Source organism: uncultured Desulfosarcina sp., from assembly GCF_963664155.2.
Taxonomy (GTDB): domain Bacteria; phylum Desulfobacterota; class Desulfobacteria; order Desulfobacterales; family Desulfosarcinaceae; genus Desulfosarcina.
In genome coordinates, this window is the sequence record NZ_CAXXXH010000001.1 from 1,256,785 (window position 1) to 1,279,270 (window position 22,486).

Below are 22,486 nucleotides of genomic sequence, written 5' to 3' on the forward strand. Positions count from 1 at the left end.
TCTCAGTATATCGTTGTGTCCACCCGTAAGGGAAATCAGGCGTTGACGGCGTCCCTTATCTTTTCCAGCGGCCGCTGATCTTCCGTATTCCGATAGCAGATAAGTCCGCAATTGAGACACCGGGAAGCCTCCGCCTGGGCGGCCTCCGTGTCGAAACCCTTCTCCAGTTCCATCAGCTGTGCCAGGTCGCGGCTGTCGGCCAGGGGCATGATTTGGCGCCGGCTGGTCGCCACCGCTTCCACGTGGTCCACGTTCTGGATGGCTGCATCGGACTTCAGGATGTTTCCCGGCAAATCCAAAGGAATATCGTAAATGAGCTTATGGATGGCCGCGGCGGCACGACGCCCGGCGCCGATGGCCTTGATGGCGCCACTGAAATCGGTCAGGGCGTCGCCTGTGGCAAACAAACCGGCTTCGTCGGCATGGTCCGGCGGTTTGTAAGGGGGAATGGCCGTCCAGGTTCCCGGGCGGCTTTCAGTGTCATGACCGCCGTTGGGCCGAGTAAAAATAAGCTCGGGGAATCTTCCCGCGGAGAAGACCAGCGTCTGGGCTTCAAGCCGGCGTATTTCACCGGTATCCCCATTCAGCACTTCGAGTTCGGTAAGCGACTCCCCGTCGCCGAACAGGCGGGTAACACCGGCTCGCAAGATTACGTTGGCTCCGGCTTGGGTCAGCGCCGAAACGGTGGCGTTGCCGGGGCTCTCCCGAAAAATGAAGGTAACGGTCTCGGCGCCCAGGGAACGGGCCTTGTCCAGGCTCTCGCCGGCCAATTCTTCACCGCCGACAATCACCGTATGACTCCCGCAGGATACCGTCCCATGTCCCTTTTTGCCGGAACGCAGCAGGTCCAGCAGCAGGCAGCCGCCGGGCAGCGGCGCTTCCACCGTTTTCTCGGCACCCCGGGCCAGTCGGCTGTCCCACCCGCCCGAAGCGAGGAACACCGCCTCGTAGCCGTCATCCAGAAGGCCGGCCACGGTCACGTCACGGCCCAGCATCTGGCCGGTTCGGGCGTCCACGCCCATCTCCAGGATACCGTCGATATCCCACTTGAGGATCGTTTCGGGCAGACGGTACTTGGCAATGGCGGTATTGAGCAGGCCGCCCAGGCGGTCCGTACCTTCGAACACCGTGGCCCCATGGCCCAACCGGGCCGCAAAAAAGGCCGCGGAAAGGCCCTGGACCCCGCCGCCGACCACGGCGATGCGGCGGCCGGTATCCGGAGCCTTGAATGGCTGGACGCGCTCGTTCCGGGTGCGTTCATAGTCGGCGGCAAAGCGCTTCAGAAAATTGATCGCCACCGGCTCGTCCACATATTTGCGCCGGCAGTCGTTTTCACAGGGTCGCGGGCAGATTCTGCCGATCACCGTGGGAAAAGGATTGCGTTCCTTGATGGTTTGAACCGACCCGTGGTAATCGCCTTCGGCGATCTGCCGGATGTAACGGCTGATGTTGATCCCCGCAGGGCAGGCGCGCTGGCAGGGTGTCGTACAGTCTTCGGTGGTGTACTCCTTGAGGATTCTCCGGGTGACCGACGACAAGGTGATGATGTGCTTGGGACAGATCCGCTCACAGGTGCCGCAGCCGGTGCATTTGACTTCGTCCACCACGGGAAGCCCCTGGGGGCCCATGACGATCGCGTCGAAGGGGCAGGCGGCAGCGCAGGTACCCAGGCCGAGACAGCCGATATTGCACACCTTCATACCGCCGGAGAGCAGGGCAACGGCCCGGCAGTCGTTCATGCCGTCATAGCTGTATTTGACATCCGCGTCGGCCACGCCGTAAGTGCACCCGGGCAGGGCGATATCCGGCTCCTTGGCCTCTACGCTGACACCGAGGATGGCGGCAATGGCCAGAGCCACCTCATCGCCGGCGGCCACACAGGAGTTGGGCGAGGCCTTGCCCGCCACGATGGCTTCCGCGTTGGCGCTGCAGCCGGGCATGCCGCAGCCGCCGCAGTTGGCCCCGGGCAGGACTTCTTCGACGGATACGATTTTGGGGTCCACATAGACGTAAAAAACCTTGGAGGCCAGGGCCAGGCCGACACCCACCACCAGTCCCAGTCCGCCCATGAGTATTATGGCTATCGTCATCTCAACGCTCCTGTTAAAAAATGGCGTCGAACCTGCATTTATCGTAGCAGGTCAGACACTTGATGCACTTTTCCTTGTCGATGCGGGCCACTGCCTTCTTTTCCCAGACAATGGCATCGGCCGGACAGGCCCGGAAACACATGCCGCAGCGGGTGCAGGCGTCCGGTTCAATTTCAAACCGGAGAAGCGCCACACAGCGTTTGGCCGGGCAGCGCTTTTCGTAAATGTGAGCCTCGAACTCATCCCTGAAGTAACGCAGCGCGGAGAGTACCGGATTGGGGCCCGTCTGGCCCAGGCCGCACAGGGCGGTCTCACGGATGGTCTGCGAGAGTTCGATCAGGATGTCGATATCGCCCGGTTCTCCGCGCCCCTCGCAGATTTTTTCCAGAATCTGGAGCTGGCGGCGGGTGCCCTCCCGGCAGGGGGTGCATTTACCGCAGGACTCATCCTGAATGAACTCCATGAAAAAACGGGCCATATCCACCATGCAGGTTTTTTCGTCCATGACGATGGCTCCGCCGGAGCCCATGATGGCACCTACCTTGGCGATGGCCTCATAGTCTACCGGGGTGTCCAGGTGGGATTCAGGAATGCAGCCGCCCGACGGGCCGCCCAGCTGAACGGCCTTGAATTTGCGTTTGTTGGGAATGCCGCCGCCGATGTCGTAAATGATGGTGCGCAGGGGCGTACCCATGGGAACTTCCACCAGACCGATGTTGTTCACATCCCCGGACAGGGCGAACACCTTGGTGCCCTTGCTGGTCTGGGTACCCACACCGGCATACCAGGCACCGCCCTTGACCATAATCTGGGGTACGTTGGCCAGGGTTTCCACATTGTTGAGAATAGTGGGCTTTTCCCACAGCCCCTTGTGGGCCGGAAACGGCGGTCGGGGTCGCGGCATGCCCCGCTTGCCCTCTATGGATCGCATCAGGGCGGTCTCTTCGCCGCAGACAAAGGCGCCGGCACCCTGGTAGATCTCAATATCAAAGGAGAACTCCGACCCCAGGATATTGTCACCCAGCAGCCCGTAATCCTTGGCCTGATGGATGGCGATGCCCAGCCGCTTGATGGCCAGGGGATACTCGGTACGCGCGTAGATGTATCCTTTATGGGCATCGATGGCCTTGGCGGCGATAATCATGCCCTCCAGCACCGCATGGGGGTCCGCTTCGAGGATGCTCCGGTCCATGAATGCACCGGGGTCGCCCTCGTCGGCGTTGCACAGCACATATTTGACCGCGCCGGCACTCTTACTGGCAAAATCCCATTTCACGCCCGTGGGAAACCCGGCACCGCCGCGCCCCCGCATGCCGGAGACCTTCATCTCTTCGATGATCTGTTGAGGGGTCATGTCGAACAGCGCCTTGGCCGCGCCGATATATCCGTCCCGGCCGATGTACTCATCGATGGACTCGGGGTTAATCAACCCCTTGTTGCGCAGGGCCCGGGGCATCTGGTGGGCAAAAAAGGGAATCTTTGTCTGGGCGGCGATTTTGGCTTTGGATACCGGGTCCTTGTAAAACAGGCGCTCCACCGGTTTGCCGTTGATCAGGTGGGACTCCACCAGTTCGGGCATATCCTCCACAGTAAGTTTCTGGTAGAAAATATCGCCGGGGTGAACCACCAGAATGGGCCCCATGGCACAGAAGCCGTTGCAGCCGGTCTCGATCACCTGGACCGTATCGCTCAAGCCCTTTTCCTCGATGGCCGCCAGCAGGGCGTCCTTGACCCGGATGGAGCCGGTGGCATGACAGCCGGTGCCGCCGCAGATCAGCAGGTAGGTCCTGTCCCTGAACGCCAACCGCTCCTTTTGTGCACGTTTAATGTTTTCCAGGTCCTGAGTGGTCAGTTTCGCCATATTCCATCTCCAGCAGGTTTTACCAGGAACCGTCCAGCCCCCTGATGCCATTCATGTACAGTCGGCCGCAGGCCACAAACAACGAATATTCGGTCACCATCAGCGGGATTTCGAAAGATTTGGCCATCTCCACGAATGCCGCAGGGGGGGTTTTACCCCTGACGATGACAATAGTGCTCACACCGACGATTTTTGCCGTTCGGATAACATGGTCCGTGGTAACGCCCGTCAACAGGGCACAGCCCTTGGCCGCGGCCGCCAGCACATCGTCCATCAGGTCCGCCGCCCCGCCGGCGACGATGGTCTTGTCCATCTGGTTTTCACCACAAAGCATGCTGCCTTTGAGGATATCTTTAATTTCGGAGATTTTCATGTTCGCTCTGTCTTGAAAGCAATTGGGGTTAAGGGATTGACAACGATACGCCTAAGCATACATGTCGAGCAATTCAAGAACTTTGTCCGAACTCACGTCTCCGTGGGTGTCCTGATCGACGACCATCACCGGTGCCAGGCCGCAGGCACCCAGGCAGCGAACGGCTTCTAAAGAGAAACGCCGGTCCTCGGTGGTGCCGCCCTCTTTCAGCTGATATGTATTTTCGATGCGGCTCAGGGCCTCCTTGATGCCTTTGACGTAGCAGGCCGTTCCCATGCAGATCCTGATGGTGTGCCGGCCCTTGGGCACCATGGAAAACAGGGAGTAGAAGGAGGCCACGCCATAAACACTGCTGGAAGGCAGGTTGAGGCCCTGGGCGATGTAGTCCAGCAGCTCCACGGGCAGGTAACCGGCGATGGTCTGGCACTCCCTGAGAACCGTGATGACAGCCCCGGAAATGGTCCTGTTTTTTTGGATGACCGCGTCGATCTGCGACCACATGTCGTCGTTGATATCCGGGTGGTGCGGGTGGTGGGTCAGGGTCATGTCTGGAACGCTCCTTAAACCGCAAAAATGCAAAGGCTTCAAATGCGCATTGATTGGACGAATCGGCTGCCGGTAACGCAATGATAAAGAATCACCGATCACCGCGTGGCAACATTTCATAATTATATATAAATGTCAACGCTATCATGGCCGTCCACCCGCGCCTGACAACGCTTGACGGAGCTGGAAAAGCTGGTCTATAACTTCAACACCCGGAGGGTGATTAAAATTACCCGAAAGGATAGGAAAACCCCGCAAGCAGACACCGGAGGCAACCCTTGGACCGCCTGAAAGCAAAGGTGAGCGAAACTGCCGTATTTCTCGAATCGAAACTCGACGCTACGCCGGTAACCGGAGTGATCACCGGCACCGGGCTGGGGGAGGCCGTCGGCCCCCTCGACAATGCGTTGACAATGAATTACGCCGACATCCCCCACTTTCCCGTATCCACCGTTGTCGGGCATTCGGGACGGCTGATGGCCGGGACCCTCGCCGGGCACCCGGTGATGGTCATGCAAGGCCGCTTCCACCTGTACGAAGGCTATGGCCCCGGAGCCGTGACCTTTCCCGTACGGGTAATGCAGGCGCTGGGTGTAAGGCACCTGATTCTCTCCAATGCGGCCGGAGGAATGAACCCCGCCTTTCGCCAGGGCGACCTGATGGTGATCCGCGACCACATCAATCTCACCGGTGAAAATCCGCTGATCGGAGCCAATCATGACGACTGGGGACCCCGATTCCCGGACATGACGGGAGCCTATGACCGTTCCCTGATCCAGCTTTCCCGCCGGGCTGCCGACAGCCTGGGCATTCCTTTAAAAAGCGGCGTCTATGCCGGATTGAAGGGGCCGTCACTGGAAACACCGGCAGAAATCCGCTTCTTGAAACTCATCGGTGCCGATGCGGTGGGTTTTTCAACCGTGATGGAAACCATTGCCGCCGTGCATGCCGGCATGCGGGTGCTGGGACTGTCCATCATCACCAACATCAACGACCCGGACCGTCCGGCTCCGGCATCGCTGGAGGCGATCGTGGCCGCGGCCAACCGGGCAGCCCCCATGCTCAACCGCCTGATCGGAGCGGTAGTAGATCAGATCCACGGGGACGCATTGCCATGACGACAGCCGCCGATCTGTTGATCACCAACGGTATCGTCATGACCATGGACCCGCATGGCCGCATCATCGAAAACGGAGCAGTGGCGGTCTGCGGGGAGACGGTGGCGGCTGTCGGTCCGGCAACCGAGGTCGGATCGATAGCTGCAAAGGAGACCATCGATGCCGCCGGCGGCATCATCATGCCCGGCCTGATCAACACCCATACCCACGCCGCCATGACCCTGTTTCGGGGATTGGCCGACGATCTGCCGTTGATGACCTGGCTCAACGAGCACATCTTCCCCGCCGAGGCCCAGCTGGATGCGGACAAGGTGCATGCGGGCACGCTGCTCGGCTGTGCGGAAATGATCCTTTCAGGGACCACCTGCTTCTGCGACATGTACCTGTTCGAAGATGCCGTGGCCCGCGCTGCCAGTTTCGCCGGTATGCGGGCGGTGGTGGGGGAGGTGCTCTACGATTTTCGCTCGCCGAACTACGGCCCCATTGAAAAAGGATTCGACTACACCCGCCACCTGATCGACACCTGGAAAAACGACCCGCTGGTCACCATCGCCGTGGAACCCCACTCCCCTTATCTGTGCGCACCGGACCTGCTGACCGAAGCCGCCGACATCGCCCGGGAGCATCGGGTACCGCTGGTGATCCACCTCTCCGAGACTCACAAGGAAGTCCACGACATCCGGGAAAAATACGGAACCACGCCGGTGGCTCACCTGGCCAACCTGGGAGTGCTGGGCGCCAACCTGCTGGCCTGTCATTGCGTCGTACTCAGCAACAGAGACATGGATCTGCTTCAGCAGCATGACGTCAAAGTGTCCCACAATCCGGAGAGCAACATGAAGCTGGCCTCCGGCGTCTCACCGGTGGCCGATCTGGTCGAACGGGGAGTGTGCATCGGTCTGGGCACCGACGGCTGCTCCAGCAACAACAACCTGGATCTGTTCGCCGAGATGGATATGGCCGCCAAGCTGCACAAAGCCAGCCGCCTGGACCCCACGGTGATGGACGCTGCCACCGTGCTTCGCATGGCCACCATCGACGGTGCGCGGGCCTTGGGGCTGGACCGGATTACGGGCAGCATCGAGACCGGCAAGAAGGCCGACATCATCGTCATCGATACCCGCAAACCCCACCTGACCCCCATGTACCATCCGGCCTCCCATCTGGTCTACGCCGTCGGCGGAAGCGATGTCTTTGCCACCGTGATCAACGGCCGGGTGCTGATGAAAGACCGCCGACTCATGAATATGGACCTGGAAAAAATCATGGCCGACACCCGCCAGATCGCCGAAGCGATACGGGGCCACTGACATGTATTTCGATACAGTGATCCGTAATGGCACCCTGTTGACCGTGGACGAACGCATGTCAATCATCGAAAAGGGATGGATCGGCATTCAGGCGGGCATCATCCGGGCTGTTGAAGCCTCCTTGCCGGACATGGCACCGCCTGACGCCCGCCTGACCATCGATGCGGCCGGCGGTATCGTCATGCCCGGTCTGGTCAACACCCACACCCACCTGCCCATGTCCCTGTTCCGCGGCCTGGCCGACGACCTGCCGCTGATGGACTGGCTTAACGACCATATCTTCCCCGCCGAGGCCCGCTTCATCAATCCGGACACGGTGCGCTGGGGCAGCCTGCTCGCCTGCGCGGAGATGATGCTCTCCGGCACCACCTGCTGCTGCGGGGGTTATTTTCACGAAGACGCGGTGGCCCGGGCCGTCGCTGAAACCGGCCTGCGGGCCGTGCTGGCCCAGGGAGTCATCGATTTCCCGGCCCCCGGCGTGCAGGATCCGTCGCAAAACATCGCCCATGCCCGGGAATATGCCCGGCGCTGGACGGGCCGCCGCCCTCTGATCAGCCCGTCCATCTTCTGCCATGCGCCCTACACCTGCGGCGACGGCACCCTCAAGGCCGCCAAGGCCGCCGCCGATGACCGAGGCCTGGTTTTTCAGGTGCATGTTGCCGAAACCCGGTTCGAACGGGAGCAATCCATCAAGGAAAAAGGTCTCAGCCCCGTCGCCCATCTGGACCGCCTGGGTATTCTCGACCAGCGGACGCTCCTGGCCCATTGCGTCTGGGTGGACGACGCCGACATTGCCGCCATCAGCCGGCAGGGCTGTGCCGTCGCCCACTGCCCGGAAAGCAACATGAAGCTGGCCTCGGGCATCGCGCCGGTGACCAGGATGCGGTCAGCGGGAGTAACGGTGTCGTTGGGCACTGACGGCTGCGCCAGCAACAACAACCTGGACCTGTTCGGTGAAATGGGCACGGCCGCCAAATTGCACAAGGTGGCCACCGGCGACCCCACAGCCCTGAATGCGGCCAGCGTGCTGAAAATGGCCACCATCGACGGCGCCCGGGCCATCGGACTGGCGGATTGCATCGGCTCCCTGGAAACCGGCAAGCAGGCGGACATCATCGTTGTCGAGACCCGCACTCCCCATCTGACGCCCTTGTACCACCCGGAATCCCACATCGTCTATGCAGCCGACGGCGCCGACGTGCGCCATGTGCTGGTGGCCGGCAGTCCGGTAGTCAGGGACAGGCATTTGCTGACGATCGACGTCGGCGAAGTGATCGATCGGGTCAATGATATCGCCCGCGATATTCGTTCAAGCCTCAATGGAGATGCCAAATGAAGGGTGGAGACCGATCTAAATCAAAGAATGAGAATACCCCTTTTATTGACATCGGTGTTCGCCGGAAAATCAATCCGTTTTTAGCTTGGGCCATTGTTTCAAAAAGGAAAAAATATGGATTTCGAGAAGATCATCACTGCCGCCCGCGGTGAGACCCCGGTGGACCTTCTCCTGACCAATGCCAGGATCGTCAATGTCTTTTCCGGCCGCGTCGCCAACGGGAGCATCGCCGTCAAAGACGGCTACATCGTCGGATTCGGCGACTACGAAGCCGCTGAGAAGCTGGACGTGAAGGGCCGCTGCGTGGCCCCCGGGTTCATCGATTCCCACGTGCATATCGAAAGTTCCATGACCTGCGTCTCCGAATTCGCCCGGACCGTGGCCCCCTGCGGCACCACCACCGTGGTAGCCGACCCCCACGAAATCGCCAATGTGCTGGGGGCGGCAGGCATCGACTACATGCTCCGATCGGCCGAAAACCAGCCCATGGACTGCCTCTTCGCCCTGCCCTCCTGCGTACCGGCCACAGATATGGAAACCGCCGGCGCCCGGCTGAATGCAGCCGATCTGGCCCCTTTCATGGATCACCCGCGCATCGTGGCCCTGGCTGAGATGATGAACTACCCCGGCGTAATCTTCACCGATGCCGAGGTGATGGCCAAACTGGCCCTGGCCCGCGGCCACCGTCGAACCATGGACGGCCATGCACCCGGACTTTCCGGCCGCCGGCTGTTTGCCTACACGGCCGCCGGCATCGCCTCGGACCACGAGTGCACCCGGGCCGACGAGGCGCTGGAAAAGCTGGAACTGGGCATGCACATCATGGTTCGCGAAGGCACCTGCGCCCGCAACCTGGACGCCCTTTTTCCCATCATCAGCGAGGATACCTGGCAACGGATGATGTGGTGCACCGACGACCGCCATCCCCACGATCTTCTCGCCGAAGGCCACGTGGACGCGGTGATCCGCAAGGCCGTGGCAAAAGGACTGAACCCGCTGACGGCCATCCGCATGGGCACCATCAACCCGGCCGACTACTTTGGCATCAAGGATGCCGGGGCGATCGCCCCGGGCCGCAGGGCCAACCTGGTGATCTTTTCCGACCCGGGGGACATCCGCGCCGAAATGGTGTTTTACATGGGAAAACCGGTAGCCGAAAACGGCCGCCTGCTGCCCGGCGTGCAGCGGCCGGCGCCGGTGGCCGTGCCGCCGTCCATGCGGCTGGATCCACACAGTCTGGATTTTTCCATACCGGTCAAAGGCAGACGCATACGCGTCATCCGGGCTATTGCCGATCAGGTGATTACCCGCTGCGAAATTATGGATGTGACGGAGAAAGATGGCATGGCCGTGGCCGATGTGGCCAAGGATGTGATCAAAATGTGCGTGGTGGACCGCTACACCGGACGGGCCCATACCGGCATGGGATTCGTGACCGGACTGGGGTTGAAGCGCGGGGCCATCGCCTCCAGCGTGGCCCACGACTCGCACAACATAATCGCAGCAGGAGTATCAGATGCCGGGTTGCAGGCGGCGGTGGCGGCCGTGGTGGAGATGGGCGGCGGGTTGGCGGCGGTCGACGACGGCACGGTCCTGGCCAGCCTGCCCCTTCCCGTGGCCGGACTCATGTCGGACCAGCCGGTGGAGACCGTCCGCCAGCAGATGGACGGAGTGATCGCCGCCGCGAAGGCTCTGGGAGCGGTCCTTTCCGACCCCTTTATGACTCTGGGCTTTCTGGCCCTGCCGGTCATCCCGGACCTGAAACTGACCGATAAAGGCCTGGTAGATGTGACCCGGTTCGAGATCGTGTCCCTTTTTGTTTAGCAAGCGGCGTTCGGACTCATCCAGCCATTCCAATGGCGGCATCAAATGCCGCCCGGACCCGATCCGGGAATCGGGTGGCCAACGGCCGGCCCCTTTCATCACGCAGGGTCCACACGGCCCGGTGCATGCCGTAGGCGATTTTCACCCGAGAACCGTCCGGTTCGAGACGGAAGTAATCCACATGGAAGACCACACTGCAGGCGCGCAGTTCCTTGACGGACAGGGTAAGCAGGACGCGGTCGAAGGGCATGGCCTCGCGCAGGTGGTCCACACGGCTCTCCAGGGCCAGCAGTTCTCCCTTCTCACCGATGCCCCCGAAGAAATCCGGAATCAGTTCGAAAAAGAAACGATCCCGGATCTGGCCCTGCCATTCGTAGTAGTTGGCATAATAGATATTGCCCACCAGGTTGGCGTGGGACAGGGTGGTTTCAAAGGTTTGCTCGCGCACGATGGGGCGCACTACGGGCCCGGACGGCGCCATGTACATGACAGAATCATCCTCGCCGTCGAACAGGTGACCCAGGGATTCCGGCAAGGGTTCGGGGGTGTCCGGCGCGTCGAATTGCGGGCACATGTCTTCGATGAACTGGCCGTAGTAAGCGGGATAGGGTGCCACTTTCGCCACCCCCGGCCCCAGGATCTCCACCCAGGTGGTCTGCAACCTGCAGAAGGCCAGGCGCTGGTATCCGCCGCCCTTGACCATCTTGCGGAAATCGTAGGAAAGGGTCATGGTAGAGTTCTCCGGCCCGCTGTTGTCGGATACCCACATGAGAATTTCAATCCGGTCGCTGGTGCCTGCCTCGCCCAGGATCTTCAGGTGGCCGTAATTGGTCACACCGCCCCAGCGACCGCTGGCAAACTGGTCGGACATTTCCGCGAGCACCGGCCAGGCCGACGCCTCACGGGTATTGCCCATCCATTTGATGAAGTTGGAGAAGTAGATGGTACGGCTCAGGTTGGCGCTGGGCTGGAAGGTCACCGGCAGCCGTTGGACGAACACCAGTTGGCCCTGGGGACCGCCTTCGATCATCTCGAAAGGGCGGGTCTCATACAGGGGTTCGTATCCCGGGTAATCCGCGGTCAGCAGGTGGGCCGGAACACGCTGCACCGCCTGTTCACCGACCGTGACGGCCAGAATCTGGGGTGACCCCCAGGTCAGGCGGATGGCCAGCGTGAGGATCCGGATGGATGTGCCCCCGCCATCGCTGCCGGCAAACAATACCGCCTGGTCCTTTTTTCTCATGATCGTAAGGCTTGAATCGGCTCGGCCGCCGGCCTTGGCCAGGGTTTCGACCGCCGCCCAGACACGCGTACCGGCGCTGTCCAGCGCCTCCCCCTGGTCGATAAGGCTGTCCAGCACTTCCGATCGGTGATCACCCAGCAAACCATTCCAGCCTTCGCGGTCTCTGGCGGTGATGGCGGCGAGGTCGCACCCCACCGGGCCGGGCCCGCAGACACACAGGCATGTCCGGTCCTCGTGGGCCAGGGAAAGATCCAGAATAGACGGTGCCACATCGGCAATAGTCGGCTTCCCGTTCTCCTGCCACCGGACTGCCAGCGGCGGTGCGGAAACATCATACCGCCGGGCCGCGGCAGACAGGGCCCGTTCCAGCATCGGCCGCTCCGCTTCCCGCCGTTCCGGTTTGTTCTTGTCATGGATGCCGGGGATACAGGCCAGTTCCAGGAGAGGTGACCTGACCGAAAAATGTCGACAGGCCTCTTCGATCGCCTGATGCACCAGACGGCCGTCCCGGTCCTCGGGAAAAACCAGGTCGGCCACCGTCGGGTAGGCATCGTGGTGTTTGAGAATTCTCAGCCGGTAGCCCTGCAGCACCGCTCTGGTTGTGCCGTCATCGCTCACCGCCGCCACCCGGTATACCAGATCCCGATCCTCTTGGCCCACAAGCTCCACCCGCACCGTGGCGGGTGTGGATGCGCTGAAAAATTCAGGAAATAGATCCATGCGGTCGATGGACACGGGCAGACTGGTGTCCTGGGGTACCAGCAGGGCCGCACTCTGCAACAGGGTATCGGTAAAAAAGGCATCGCCCAGATGCAGGCCGCTACGATTCTTCTCGTCAAAGGCCGCACCAAAGGCTTTAACTGATCGCTGTTCTGCCGGCGTCAGGCAGGCGGTGAAGAGCGCCGTTCCGGTTTTCTCACCGGTTTCCCGGATATCCCAGACGGTCTGGATGCCCTGGAAGCGAGTTCCCTGGAAAAGCAGGCTGGGCCGGTACAGGTCGGTCTGCGGCACCAGGGGCATGGGTGTGTTCGGATGGGCAACGGTTTCCATCGGCGCACGGTCGGTCGCACCGAAGACCAGTGTGGCCGCAAAGAAGTCCGACTGAACCCCGGTTCCCTGTTTACGGATACCGGCATGAACCACGCTTTCGCCGTCGTCTTGCATCTCGGCCAGCGTCGCGCGGATAGTGATGTCGGCGCCTGTTTCCGGATCGACGGTGATCGGCCGCAGAAGGCGGACATTCCGGATCTGAACCCGCGACAGTTGCGTTTGGCCGGACAAGTAAAGGGCGGCCTGGGCCATGGCCTCCAGTCCGAAGACCGTGGGAAAAAGATAGGAGCCCTGGAAATGATGGTCGATCAGGTAGGGATCGGTCTCAAGGGAGAGGTGGGTGGAGAAAACCGCTTCCACCCCGGGGGTCAGATGGGTTTGATGCTCCAAAAATCGGCACCCCCGGGGCGCATCGGGCAATGCCTGGTTCCAGGTGTCCATTCCCCCCATACGTGCCGCCACCACCACCTGGCTGCTGCCCGGATCATGGGTGAAGACCTTGAGAAACCGGTTGACGCCTTCGTCCGTGGGAATCGCATCGATACCCTTGCCGCGAAGCAGATCCACACTGCCCATGCGGGCCCCCATCCCTTCGTCACGCCAGATGCTGTAGGCCACAGTGGCCGTCCGGGTCTGGGGGTGGTCGGCGGAAAAACCGCGAAGGGCAATGTCCATCACCTCATTGGAGAATCCGTACCAACCGTTGCCGGGCATGCCGGTGATACTGATGATGGATCCCATCCCGACAATCAGTTTGGGCGGGTTGGACGCGAGTGCGTCCAGCAGGTGAAGCATCCCCAGCACCTTGGGTGCGGTTTCGGCAAAGGCCTGCTCCGGTTTGACCTGGCCGGTGAGCCGCGGCCGGTTGAGCCCGGCGCCATGAATTATTCCGGTCACCGGGCCGAGCCGATCGCTGACCGCCGTCAGCATTTTCGCCAGCGCATCGCAGTCCGACACATCACAGGGAAAATAGTCGGCCGTCAGCCCCAGAGCGGCATACTTATCCAAAAGCGTTCGGATCTCCAGCGATGCGGCAGTCGGCGACGCCTGATCCGGATGCGGGGTTCGCCCCACCAGGGCCAGGCGCACGCCGGTTTCCCGCGCCACGGCCAGGGTGCAGGCAGCCGTGATGCCCCGGGCACCGCCGGTGACGAGGATCACATCATCGCCCGACCACTGGATGTCCCGTTTTTTAAAAGTGAACGGCTGGAGGAGTCGCGGGCATAACGTCCGGCGGGTAAGGTCCAGATCGTACCCCACGGCAGCAAAGCTATCCTGGGTGATCGTCTCAGCCAGGGTTTCCCAGGCGATCGTCTCTGCCGACAGCGCCGGACAAAAATCAACGACACGAACCCGAAGATCGGCCCTTTCCAGGTGAAGGCTCGCACCCAGGGCCACGGCGCCACACCGATCCAACCGGGCAAAACGTCCATCCCGGCCGAAAAAGCCGCCGCCGAACTGAACCCAGGCTACGGTGGTGCGCCGTCGCGGTGCACTGGCCGCCGGCGGCACCGTTGTCAGACTGGCCCGCATACGGATCAGCCGGTGCAGCAGCGCCGAACGGTCTGTTTCCCGATGATCGTTTCTGGGCAGGATGGCAATAATGTGGGAAAAGTCCGGATCGCGAACATTTTCGGCCGCGTCTTCAGCCTCGAAAGCATGTACCCGGGTGTAGGCCCCCCGTTGAAAGAATTGCTGCCCGAGTACTGCGGCCACATCCGCAGTATCTTCGCTGTGAAGAATCAATACCCGGGACTTCTGCCAGTCATTTTCCGAGCGCAGCTGCCAGGTATCGGGAAACTGGGGATATGGGGTCTCCACCAAATCCATGCTGAAGTTGCGCACCCAGGTGGACTGGTCGGCAGCCAGCGCCGGTGCGGCGCCGGTGCTTCCGGCGCCGGCGCCATGCTGTTCGGCGGCCATCCGGTTCAGGATCACACTGATCTGCCGCAGACTGCGGGTGAGCAGGGGGTCCATATCCACGTGAGCCTGGATCTCCATGGCCGTTGCCGTGCGCTGGACCAGCGTCTTGAGCTTGTCCGGCCCCATATGAAGGTCCTCGTCAACTTGAAAATCCGGATCCAGGGATTCGCCGGGAAAACCGGTAAGGCTGCCGGCCTGGCGCATCAACTCAACCAGGGCATCCACGGGCTTAGCCGATGCGGTCCCCATACCGGCGGCAATCCGATCAACCACATCAGCCAGACTGGCGTTGGCCAGCGACTGAACATCCACACGACCCGAAACACCCGCCTCCGTGGTCAGGTGGGCAATCAGGTCGCCGGCCTTGATGGAATCCAGGTTCAGATCGTCCAGGAGCCGCATGGAAAGATCGATGCTCGCGGTGGGGAACCCGGTGATTTCAGAGACCCTGGCGAGCAACCGCCGCCCCAGTTCTTTGTGGTCAACTGCGGGATGATCGGCTGGTATGTCAGCATCACCACGCAGCCGTTGGGCGGCCTCGGTCAATTCTCCTAGAGCGGCATTGGCCAGAAGCGCCGGATCGGGGAAAGTCACCCCGCACCTCCTGGCGAATTGGGCAATCAGATCGCCGGCCTTGATGGAGTCCAGGTTCAGATCGTCGAGAAGCCGGGATTCCCGGGACAGGGACGCGAGAGGAAAACCCGTCACATCGGAAACCATCCGGAACAACCGGGTCTGGACCGGTACCGGTGCTGAATCTCCGGCCGCCGGCACCCCTTTTCCCCCGGCAGCGGGTTTCATTGCCAGGGCTTCGGGATCCCAGAAGGAGAGATCCGCCTGGACCACCCGGTTTAAGAATGCCCCCCTGGCCGCCAGGTAGCGGCTGACCAGCGCCTCGGGAACCCCGGCGAAGGCTTCAGCCAGGATGGTGGGGATGTCGTCGGCCGGCATGGCGTCAGCCCCGGGGTCCTGCCTGTCGGTGTGCGGCAGGGTTTCGCAGGGGTTGACCACAAAAGATTTTCGGGCTGCCGGGACAAATGGACGGATCAGTCGGTTTTCAAAAAACGCTTCCCAATGGACCTTTACGCCATGGGCAAACATCGCACCGAGTGCGCGGTTGAGGTCCGAGGCACCGCCGGCAGTTCCTTCCACCGGAAGGCATGCCGTCCCCGCCTCACCGAGAACGTCTCCGGCGAGGCCGGTCAGCACCCGGCCCGGTCCCAGTTCGACGATCAGATCACAGGATGTTGCCATGCTTCGGGCAAGTTGAATAAAATCTACCCGGGACCTGATCTGTCGGGAGAAATGTTTGTTCAGCGGCTGTCCCGATTCCAGCATCGCGCCATCGACGCTGGAAAAGATCCGGCATGCAGCCTTTTCCATCGGTTTCGCAAGCAGGGCCATTTCGTCCACCTGCCGGGCGGCATCGTCGCACAGCCGGCTGTGAAAAGCACCGGAAACCGGCAGCACGCGGGCACTGATTCCGTTTTCCTGAGCAATTCTCATCATGGCCCGGACCGCCTCCGTTTCTCCGGAAAGCACGGTCTGCCGGGGGCTGTTGAGGTTGGCCACGGTGAGGTATCCACCGGCTTTCGGTATCATTGCCAGTGCAGTGGATTCGTCGCACCGGAGGCCGACCATGGCTCCCTGAACCCCGGATTGAGCGGACATGGCCTGTCCGCGGCGGGCGGAGAATTTCAGGAGCGTGGCGGCATCGAACACCCCGGCGGCAAAACAGGCCGTCAATTCTCCCAGGCTGTGTCCACCGACGGCTTCAGGGCGGATTCCCAAACGGGTAAAAAACGTAAACCACAGCATGGAGGCCAGACAGATGGCCGGCTGGGCATTTTCCGTTCGGGAAAGCACGTTGAGCCAGCGATCCCGCTCTTCGGGACCAGGTGCCCGGTCGGCATCCCGAAATATCAGCCGGCTCACCGGAATACCGGTCAGGTCCCGGGTAATCTGATCCGCCTGTTCCAGCAGCGATCGGGCCCACGGGAACCGCTGCACCAGTACGCGGGCCATATTGAGCTGCTGAGAACCCTGGCCGGGAAAAAGGAATCCAACCCGGGACTTGGCCTCCCCCCTTCCCAGCCAGATATCGGGTCCCAGAGCAATGACCGGCCCGGAGCCAGGGTCTGTGTCATGGCGCCTGAGGGAGGCCTCCAGTTGGAGCAGTCGGGCGGTGAGTTCGTCAGGGTTCCCGGCGACAATCGCTGCCCTGTAGGAAACGTCGGACGGCTCCTGCCGGTTCAGGTCTGCGGAAAAGTCGGCCAGTTCGGCCATGCTGATACCGTCGGCGGTCTTGATCAGGTCCGCTATTTTTTTCAGCAGCGCTTCCCTGCCGCCGGCGCCAAGCACCAGGAGCTCGCTCTCCTGAGCATGGGCCAGCAGCGCTCCTTCATCCAGGACGGGTTCCAGTATGTCGTCGGGTTTGTCCCCGGAAACCAGCGTGATGTGGCAGTTGATGCCGCCAAAGCCCATGGAAGAGACACCGGCCTTCAATTGCCTGTCGGCAGGTTCCTGCCGACCCAGGCGAACGGGGTAGAGGCGTCTGGCCGCGGCATCGAAAGCCTGGTGGGGTTCGGTGCAGGCGGCGGTCGGAGGGACTACCCGGCGGTTGACCGCCATCACGGCCTTGATCAGTCCGCCGATGCCCGAGGCCGCCTTGGTGTGGCCAAGGATGGACTTGAGGGAGGTGATGCCGCAGGGCCGCAATTGGCCGCGGGGCACCGGTATTCGTCCAATCACCCGGGCGATGGCTTCCAGCTCCGTGCGGTCTCCCACGGTGGTGCCGGTGCCGTGGCCCTCGATGAAATCCAGATCCTTGATCCCATGGGGTGCATGCTGGTACGCCCGTTCCAGGGCCAGGGCCTGGCCGGATACGCTGGGAGCGGTAATGCCTGAACCGCCGCCGTCCGACGAGATGCCCCAGCCATGGATCACCGCGTAGACACGATCGCCATCCCGTCGGGCTGCGGCCAGGGGCTTGATCACCATGAAACCGCAGCCTTCGCCGGGGATGAAGCCTTTCCCGCCGCGGTCGTACACAGTCATATCGCCGTCGGTGAGAGCCCCGGTCTTGGCAAAACCGATCAATTCGAACGGGTCCAGGCTGATATCCACGCCACCCACAATAGCCATGTCCAGATCCTGTTCCACCATGCGCGAGGCGGCGTGGGCCACGGCCAGAAGGGATGAAGAGCAGGCACCGTCAACGGTGAAACCCCCGCCCATAAGGTTGAGATGGTTGCAGATGCGACCGGCAATCGTATTGGAGAGCCCGCCGGCCAGGGTGTCCTCGTCCACCGGTGGGAAGACGGCGGTGTATCGGTCCTTCAGGGTCCGGGAGAGAAGGTCGATCTGCCGGTCATCCATTCCCTGGGTCCGCGCGGCACTGTGCAGTGCCCGTCGGACAAAGGGCCACCGCAGCCGCATGGTATTGGCCCGGGTCTGCTCGCCGGTGAGGGTGTTGCCGATGATGACGCCGGTGCGCGCTCCGGGCAGGGTCTCCCGGGTGTACCCGGCGTCGGCGACAGCCGCCAAGCTGGTTTCCAGGGCCAGCCAGTGTACGATATCCGTGGTGCGTACGGTGGAAAACGGGATTCGCCGTGCGGCCCAGTCGAAATCGAACCCGTCGATGACGGCGGCCTGGCGTCCATAGGTTTTGTCCGGAACTTTTTTATCCGCATCGTAATAGTCGGCAAGCGGCAGCCGGCAATCCGGAATACGACGGAACTGCCGCCGCCGGCCCAGGATATTTTCCCACAGCTGTCGGGGTGTGGCTGCATCTGGATATCGACAGGCCAGTCCAATCACGGCAATGGCCGGTGGCGGTGACCGGTGCGTCATTTTCGCCTCACTTTCTCGTTAAAAAAATCTCTAACGGTTAGACGCTTCTTGAAGCCCTGCCTGCCAAAACGGGTGGATACAGAAGCAGTAATTATGAAATATCCATGCCAGATTGTTGAAACCAGCAGATATCGTTACCAAATGGCCGAACACCCAGCTTTCGGCAGTATCTTTTCTCATCCGTCCGGGTTTCGACGCTCGCAAAAAATTGCGGTTTATGAGATAAAAGAATCACGCTGTGGGTTGTCGTCGGCACATGTGTTGACAATCAGTGTATATTATAAAGAACACCATTTTCATTCAGATGATAGGGACCACGACCATGACATTGCGAACCTGTGTTTCGTCGGCGGGGCGGTTTATCTATGGCGTCCACCGTCCGCATTTCACCGCTGACAATTTTCGGGAGACGGAACGCCTGGCCGACCTGGGAGTGCTGCCGGACGGCACCCGTCAGCGCAATGCAGCCAACTTTCCCTGCGGACCGGTCCGCGAACCGGCGGCGGACTGGATCTTCGAGGTCCCCAACGCCTTCCCCTTCCGGGGCACCACCTACATCGGCAAAACCTGGGCCGATGCCCGTGCGAGCTGCCCCGAAACCATCACGCTGCCAGAGGCACCGGAGATCTCTTTTTTCAAGGATCATCCCGATGAGCGGGCAGCCAGTCAGGCTATCCGCAGTCTGCCCCGGCCCCTTCAGCTGGCCCTGGCAGTGACTTCCACCGATGCCCGGGACCTGCGCTGCCTGGCCCAGATGGCCTGCACCTTATGCATGGACGAAAACAGCGGCCTCCCCTGGGGTCTGGCCTATGAGAGGCGATCCGACGGAGGAGCCAAGGCGGTGATTGCGGATGAATCCCTTTTCGAAGCGGTGGCCAACAACCGCCATCTGCCCCATGCCTATCTGCAGGCCATGGTGCTTCGCCCCGGCGCCCAGGGAGAGAGCGAAATTGTGGGTGAATGGCACCGATCGAACCCGGACAGCCATGTGCTGGAATACCTGCGCCGCAACTCCTACATCCCATGGGGCCACTATGCCGCCAACATGGCCGATAACGCCGTGCGATACCGGATTCAGGATCTTTCCCTGCAGGATATGATCGGCATGCGCCACCTGTATTACCAGCGAAGTTACACCCGCCTGGCCGACCTGCTGGGCGTACCCCCCGTGTCCGGCGGACGCGCACTGACCGGTGGTGAATTGGAACGGCTGAGACTGAAAATCAAAGCTGAATTGAAGGGAAATAAGAAAATTGAGTTTAACCGGACCCTGTGGGGCTGGAATTACGGGTTTGACTTCGCCCCCACCGGATACCGCCTGCATGCCTCCCACCAGCAGATCCACCAGCAGTTTGCGCTGATCCCGGCCGATGTCCCCCTGGCAACGGAAAAGGGATCTCTTCCGGCCTATGCATGCGGAGATCAGGTGGGTGATTTCGTCAAGGCGTTTCGTCGTGAAACGGGAAGGGGCTTTTTTGAATGCTATCAGCAGGCGATTATTGAGAATCGGCGAATGGACGGGAACACACAAGGCGAGCAACGCCTGGTGGTTTTTGAAGACGACCGGGTGATGGTATTCGTGCCCAAGGCCCAGACCTCCCAGTGGGAGCTGCAGCTGATGCCCAAAAAAGCGGTGGGCAACATCGTTGAGGCCGACACACCCATGCGCCGATCTCTGGACCGGGGCATCTTAACCGCCGTCAAGGTCTTAGAGGGCATGGGGGCCCGCATGATCACCACCATTGAATATTCCAAATCCGTGGGCAGCGATGACGAGGATCAGCGGTTGCTTTTGGCCTTTTTACCCAGGCTGCCCGAATCTCCCGGGGCATTCAGCGAAGCCCAGCTGCGCTGGATCAACGGGCACTACCCGGAAGATTTTGCCCTGGCATGCCGCCGGCATCTGCCGGAAGGGAAGGATACCAGGCAACACCGATAAATGCCCACGGGTTTTATTTCTTTCAGGGGCGTTTGCCTCGCTCCATCAACCGGCGCGTAATAAAAAATGGTTGCCAATCCGAGGAAAATGCGGTTTATATAAGCAACAATCGCACTGGAGCTGCATCTCCTTCAAAGAAATCTCCCGCGTCCCTCTCTTGCCAGGTTTGCGATCTCAGTACCCGTCAAGCATTATCCTGAATAGTAAACCAGTGGATGGTTCTTCCATGAGCGGAATGTTCCTGCGCCTGATACAATTCAAGTTTCGCAAGCGGCGGCGGCACAAGGCGCAAGCGGGCCTTTTCGTGACCTTTGACAACACCTTTTCCATAAACCAAATCGGTGATATCAATATGGGCGGGTTGTCTTATTACTACGAAGATCCTGGCTTCACCATGGGAATGCGCGCCCATTCACTGCGGATAGTAACGGCAGATGACCCCACCGGCATCAACCATATCCCTTTTCGGATCGTTTCAGACCGTGAAACCGGTTCCCTGCTTTTTAAAAACAGGCGAATCAATCGCCAGGGTATTCAATTCAGCGGCCTGACCTTGGTCCAGAAGCGTAAGCTGAGAGATATCATCCAAAACTACACCCACAAACCGACCGATTCCAAAAATAACGCATCTTTGCCCGTCTTTCCGACCCATCTGTAGCCCCTCCCCGTCAACCGCCACAACAAACCTGATGACAGGGAAAGGTAAAATCATCCTTACTAAGAAGGCGTTCATCGACTTTTTTTACCCTCGCCGTCCCTTGTCTTCCACAACAAAGGTCTGCACAAGGGCGAAAAGATCACTGACGCCGTATGGTTTGAGCACAAAGGCATCCGCACCGACCTCAGTTGCCCGCAATTCATCCGCCGGGTTGCCCGATGCCAGGATACAGATGATTTCGGGGTGGGCCGCCTTGATTCGGGCGGTCAATTCAAGACCGTCGATATCGGGAACATGGATATCGGAAAAAACAATGTGGATTGGGTTGGATGTCTGGATGTACTGCCAGGCCGCGAACCCGTTTTCGAAGGTGTGAATTTTGCGGTTAACGCTGAATTCAAGGGTATCGACTACAAAATCCCGAACTAACGGGTCATCTTCCACCACAGCAATTTGAACGTTGGGAATGATTACCCACCTCACGCGGTCATAAGAAAATCCGAGTCCTAAACGCCCTTGGAAGATCAGGAGTGCCAGCCGGTGATCCCCGGTTTATGCTAAAGGTCCGTGTTGCCAGGCCCGCCATGGAGCACCCTGCGTCAACGACATGTAACCTGATCCGGGATTTTGGTCAAGAAGATCCCGAATCAAAAAAACGTCGCGATTAACGGGAAATGGCCGGTTGGCCGGGGCTTGCCAGCCCAATGATGAGGGCCTGAATTGTCTTGACATTGGCTATCTCCCGGCTTAATTTTGCCGGGCGACCGGCTGGGATGCCAATAAGATTTCGCAATCTGAATGGAAAAGGAGTCAATTTTGCCGCCTGTTATCTCCATCGTGGGCAAGTCGGAATCCGGCAAAACCACACTCATCGAGAAACTTATCCCCGAGTTGAAGCGCCGGGGTTATCGCATCGGCATTGTCAAGCATGCCCATCACGGTTTCGATATGGATCGGAAAGGAAAAGACAGCTACCGCCACAGACAGGCAGGTGCCGATACGGTGATGATCGCTTCGCCCGGCCAGATCGCCATGATCAAGGAGGGCCCCGGTGAACGTCTGGACGATCTGATTCCTTTTTTCAATGATATGGACCTGCTGATCACGGAAGGATTTAAAAGAGACCGGGCCCCGAAAATTGAGGTTTTCAGGGCGGAACGGCACCAGCATCCCGCCTGTTTGGAGGATGACACACTAATGGCTATGGTTTCCGATACGCCCCTTGACGTGACGGTGCCCCAGTTCGCAACCACCGACATCCAGGCGATCACTGAATTTATCGTGGCCAGATGTATCCCCAGCCCGTGCAAAACCAAAAGCGGATAGATGAGCATTCAGACCTGATCTTCTGCGCCAGTCAGCC

The 22,486-nt window shown here is 60.6% G+C and carries 13 protein-coding genes; 7 read left to right on the forward strand and 6 right to left on the reverse strand.

From position 1 onward, the window contains the following. Positions 1-35: 35 nt before the first annotated feature. From ACHZBS_RS05590 to ACHZBS_RS05605, 4 genes are read right to left on the reverse strand one after another with little or no spacing between them, the layout of a single operon-like run. Positions 36-2,090 carry an RnfABCDGE type electron transport complex subunit B gene (locus ACHZBS_RS05590; protein WP_319405537.1) on the reverse strand — a complete coding sequence of 685 codons (2,055 nt, stop codon included), beginning with the start codon at positions 2,088-2,090 and terminating at the stop codon, positions 36-38. Between the two features lie 13 nt (positions 2,091-2,103). Then, positions 2,104-3,951: an NADH-quinone oxidoreductase subunit NuoF gene (gene nuoF / locus ACHZBS_RS05595; RefSeq protein ID WP_319405538.1), complete on the reverse strand. Its 1,848-nt coding sequence runs from the start codon at positions 3,949-3,951 to the stop codon at positions 2,104-2,106. Between the two features lie 19 nt (positions 3,952-3,970). Continuing rightward, on the reverse strand, positions 3,971-4,324 hold the full coding sequence (locus ACHZBS_RS05600; RefSeq protein WP_319405539.1) for a hypothetical protein: 354 nt from the start codon (positions 4,322-4,324) through the stop codon (positions 3,971-3,973). 51 nt (positions 4,325-4,375) lie between these two features. Further along, positions 4,376-4,870, reverse strand: coding sequence for an NAD(P)H-dependent oxidoreductase subunit E (locus tag ACHZBS_RS05605; RefSeq protein WP_319405540.1), 495 nt, complete (start codon positions 4,868-4,870; stop codon positions 4,376-4,378). Between the two features lie 278 nt (positions 4,871-5,148). Here ACHZBS_RS05605 and ACHZBS_RS05610 point away from each other — a divergent pair, with 278 nt between their 5' ends. From ACHZBS_RS05610 to ade, 4 genes are all read left to right on the forward strand, one after another. Next, complete coding sequence (locus ACHZBS_RS05610) at positions 5,149-5,988, forward strand: purine-nucleoside phosphorylase (protein ID WP_319405541.1); 840 nt, start codon at positions 5,149-5,151, stop codon at positions 5,986-5,988. Then, positions 5,985-7,298, forward strand: a complete 1,314-nt coding sequence (locus ACHZBS_RS05615; protein WP_319405542.1) for an amidohydrolase — start codon at positions 5,985-5,987, stop codon at positions 7,296-7,298. The genes ACHZBS_RS05610 and ACHZBS_RS05615 overlap by 4 nt, the downstream gene beginning before the upstream one ends. 1 nt (position 7,299) lies before the next feature. Further along, complete coding sequence (locus tag ACHZBS_RS05620; RefSeq protein ID WP_319405543.1) at positions 7,300-8,634, forward strand: amidohydrolase; 1,335 nt, start codon at positions 7,300-7,302, stop codon at positions 8,632-8,634. 114 nt (positions 8,635-8,748) lie between these two features. Further along, positions 8,749-10,458, forward strand: coding sequence for an adenine deaminase (gene ade, locus ACHZBS_RS05625; protein WP_319405544.1), 1,710 nt, complete (start codon positions 8,749-8,751; stop codon positions 10,456-10,458). A gap of 16 nt (positions 10,459-10,474) precedes the next feature. Here ade and ACHZBS_RS05630 read toward each other — a convergent pair whose 3' ends face one another. Then, complete coding sequence (locus ACHZBS_RS05630; RefSeq protein ID WP_319405545.1) at positions 10,475-18,526, reverse strand: SDR family NAD(P)-dependent oxidoreductase; 8,052 nt, start codon at positions 18,524-18,526, stop codon at positions 10,475-10,477. Positions 18,527-18,848: 322 nt separating this feature from the next. On the opposite strand from ACHZBS_RS05630, the gene ACHZBS_RS05635 reads away from it, so the two are divergent. Next, on the forward strand, positions 18,849-20,465 hold the full coding sequence (locus tag ACHZBS_RS05635; RefSeq protein WP_319405546.1) for a hypothetical protein: 1,617 nt from the start codon (positions 18,849-18,851) through the stop codon (positions 20,463-20,465). Between the two features lie 226 nt (positions 20,466-20,691). Continuing rightward, positions 20,692-21,123, forward strand: a complete 432-nt coding sequence (locus ACHZBS_RS05640) for a hypothetical protein (RefSeq protein WP_319405547.1) — start codon at positions 20,692-20,694, stop codon at positions 21,121-21,123. A gap of 84 nt (positions 21,124-21,207) precedes the next feature. Here ACHZBS_RS05640 and ACHZBS_RS05645 read toward each other — a convergent pair whose 3' ends face one another. Further along, positions 21,208-21,606 (reverse strand): response regulator, encoded by a 399-nt coding sequence (locus ACHZBS_RS05645; RefSeq protein WP_319405548.1) that lies wholly within the window; start codon positions 21,604-21,606, stop codon positions 21,208-21,210. Between the two features lie 333 nt (positions 21,607-21,939). On the opposite strand from ACHZBS_RS05645, the gene mobB reads away from it, so the two are divergent. Continuing rightward, complete coding sequence (gene mobB, locus ACHZBS_RS05650; RefSeq protein WP_319405549.1) at positions 21,940-22,449, forward strand: molybdopterin-guanine dinucleotide biosynthesis protein B; 510 nt, start codon at positions 21,940-21,942, stop codon at positions 22,447-22,449. The last annotated feature ends 37 nt before the right edge of the window (positions 22,450-22,486 follow it).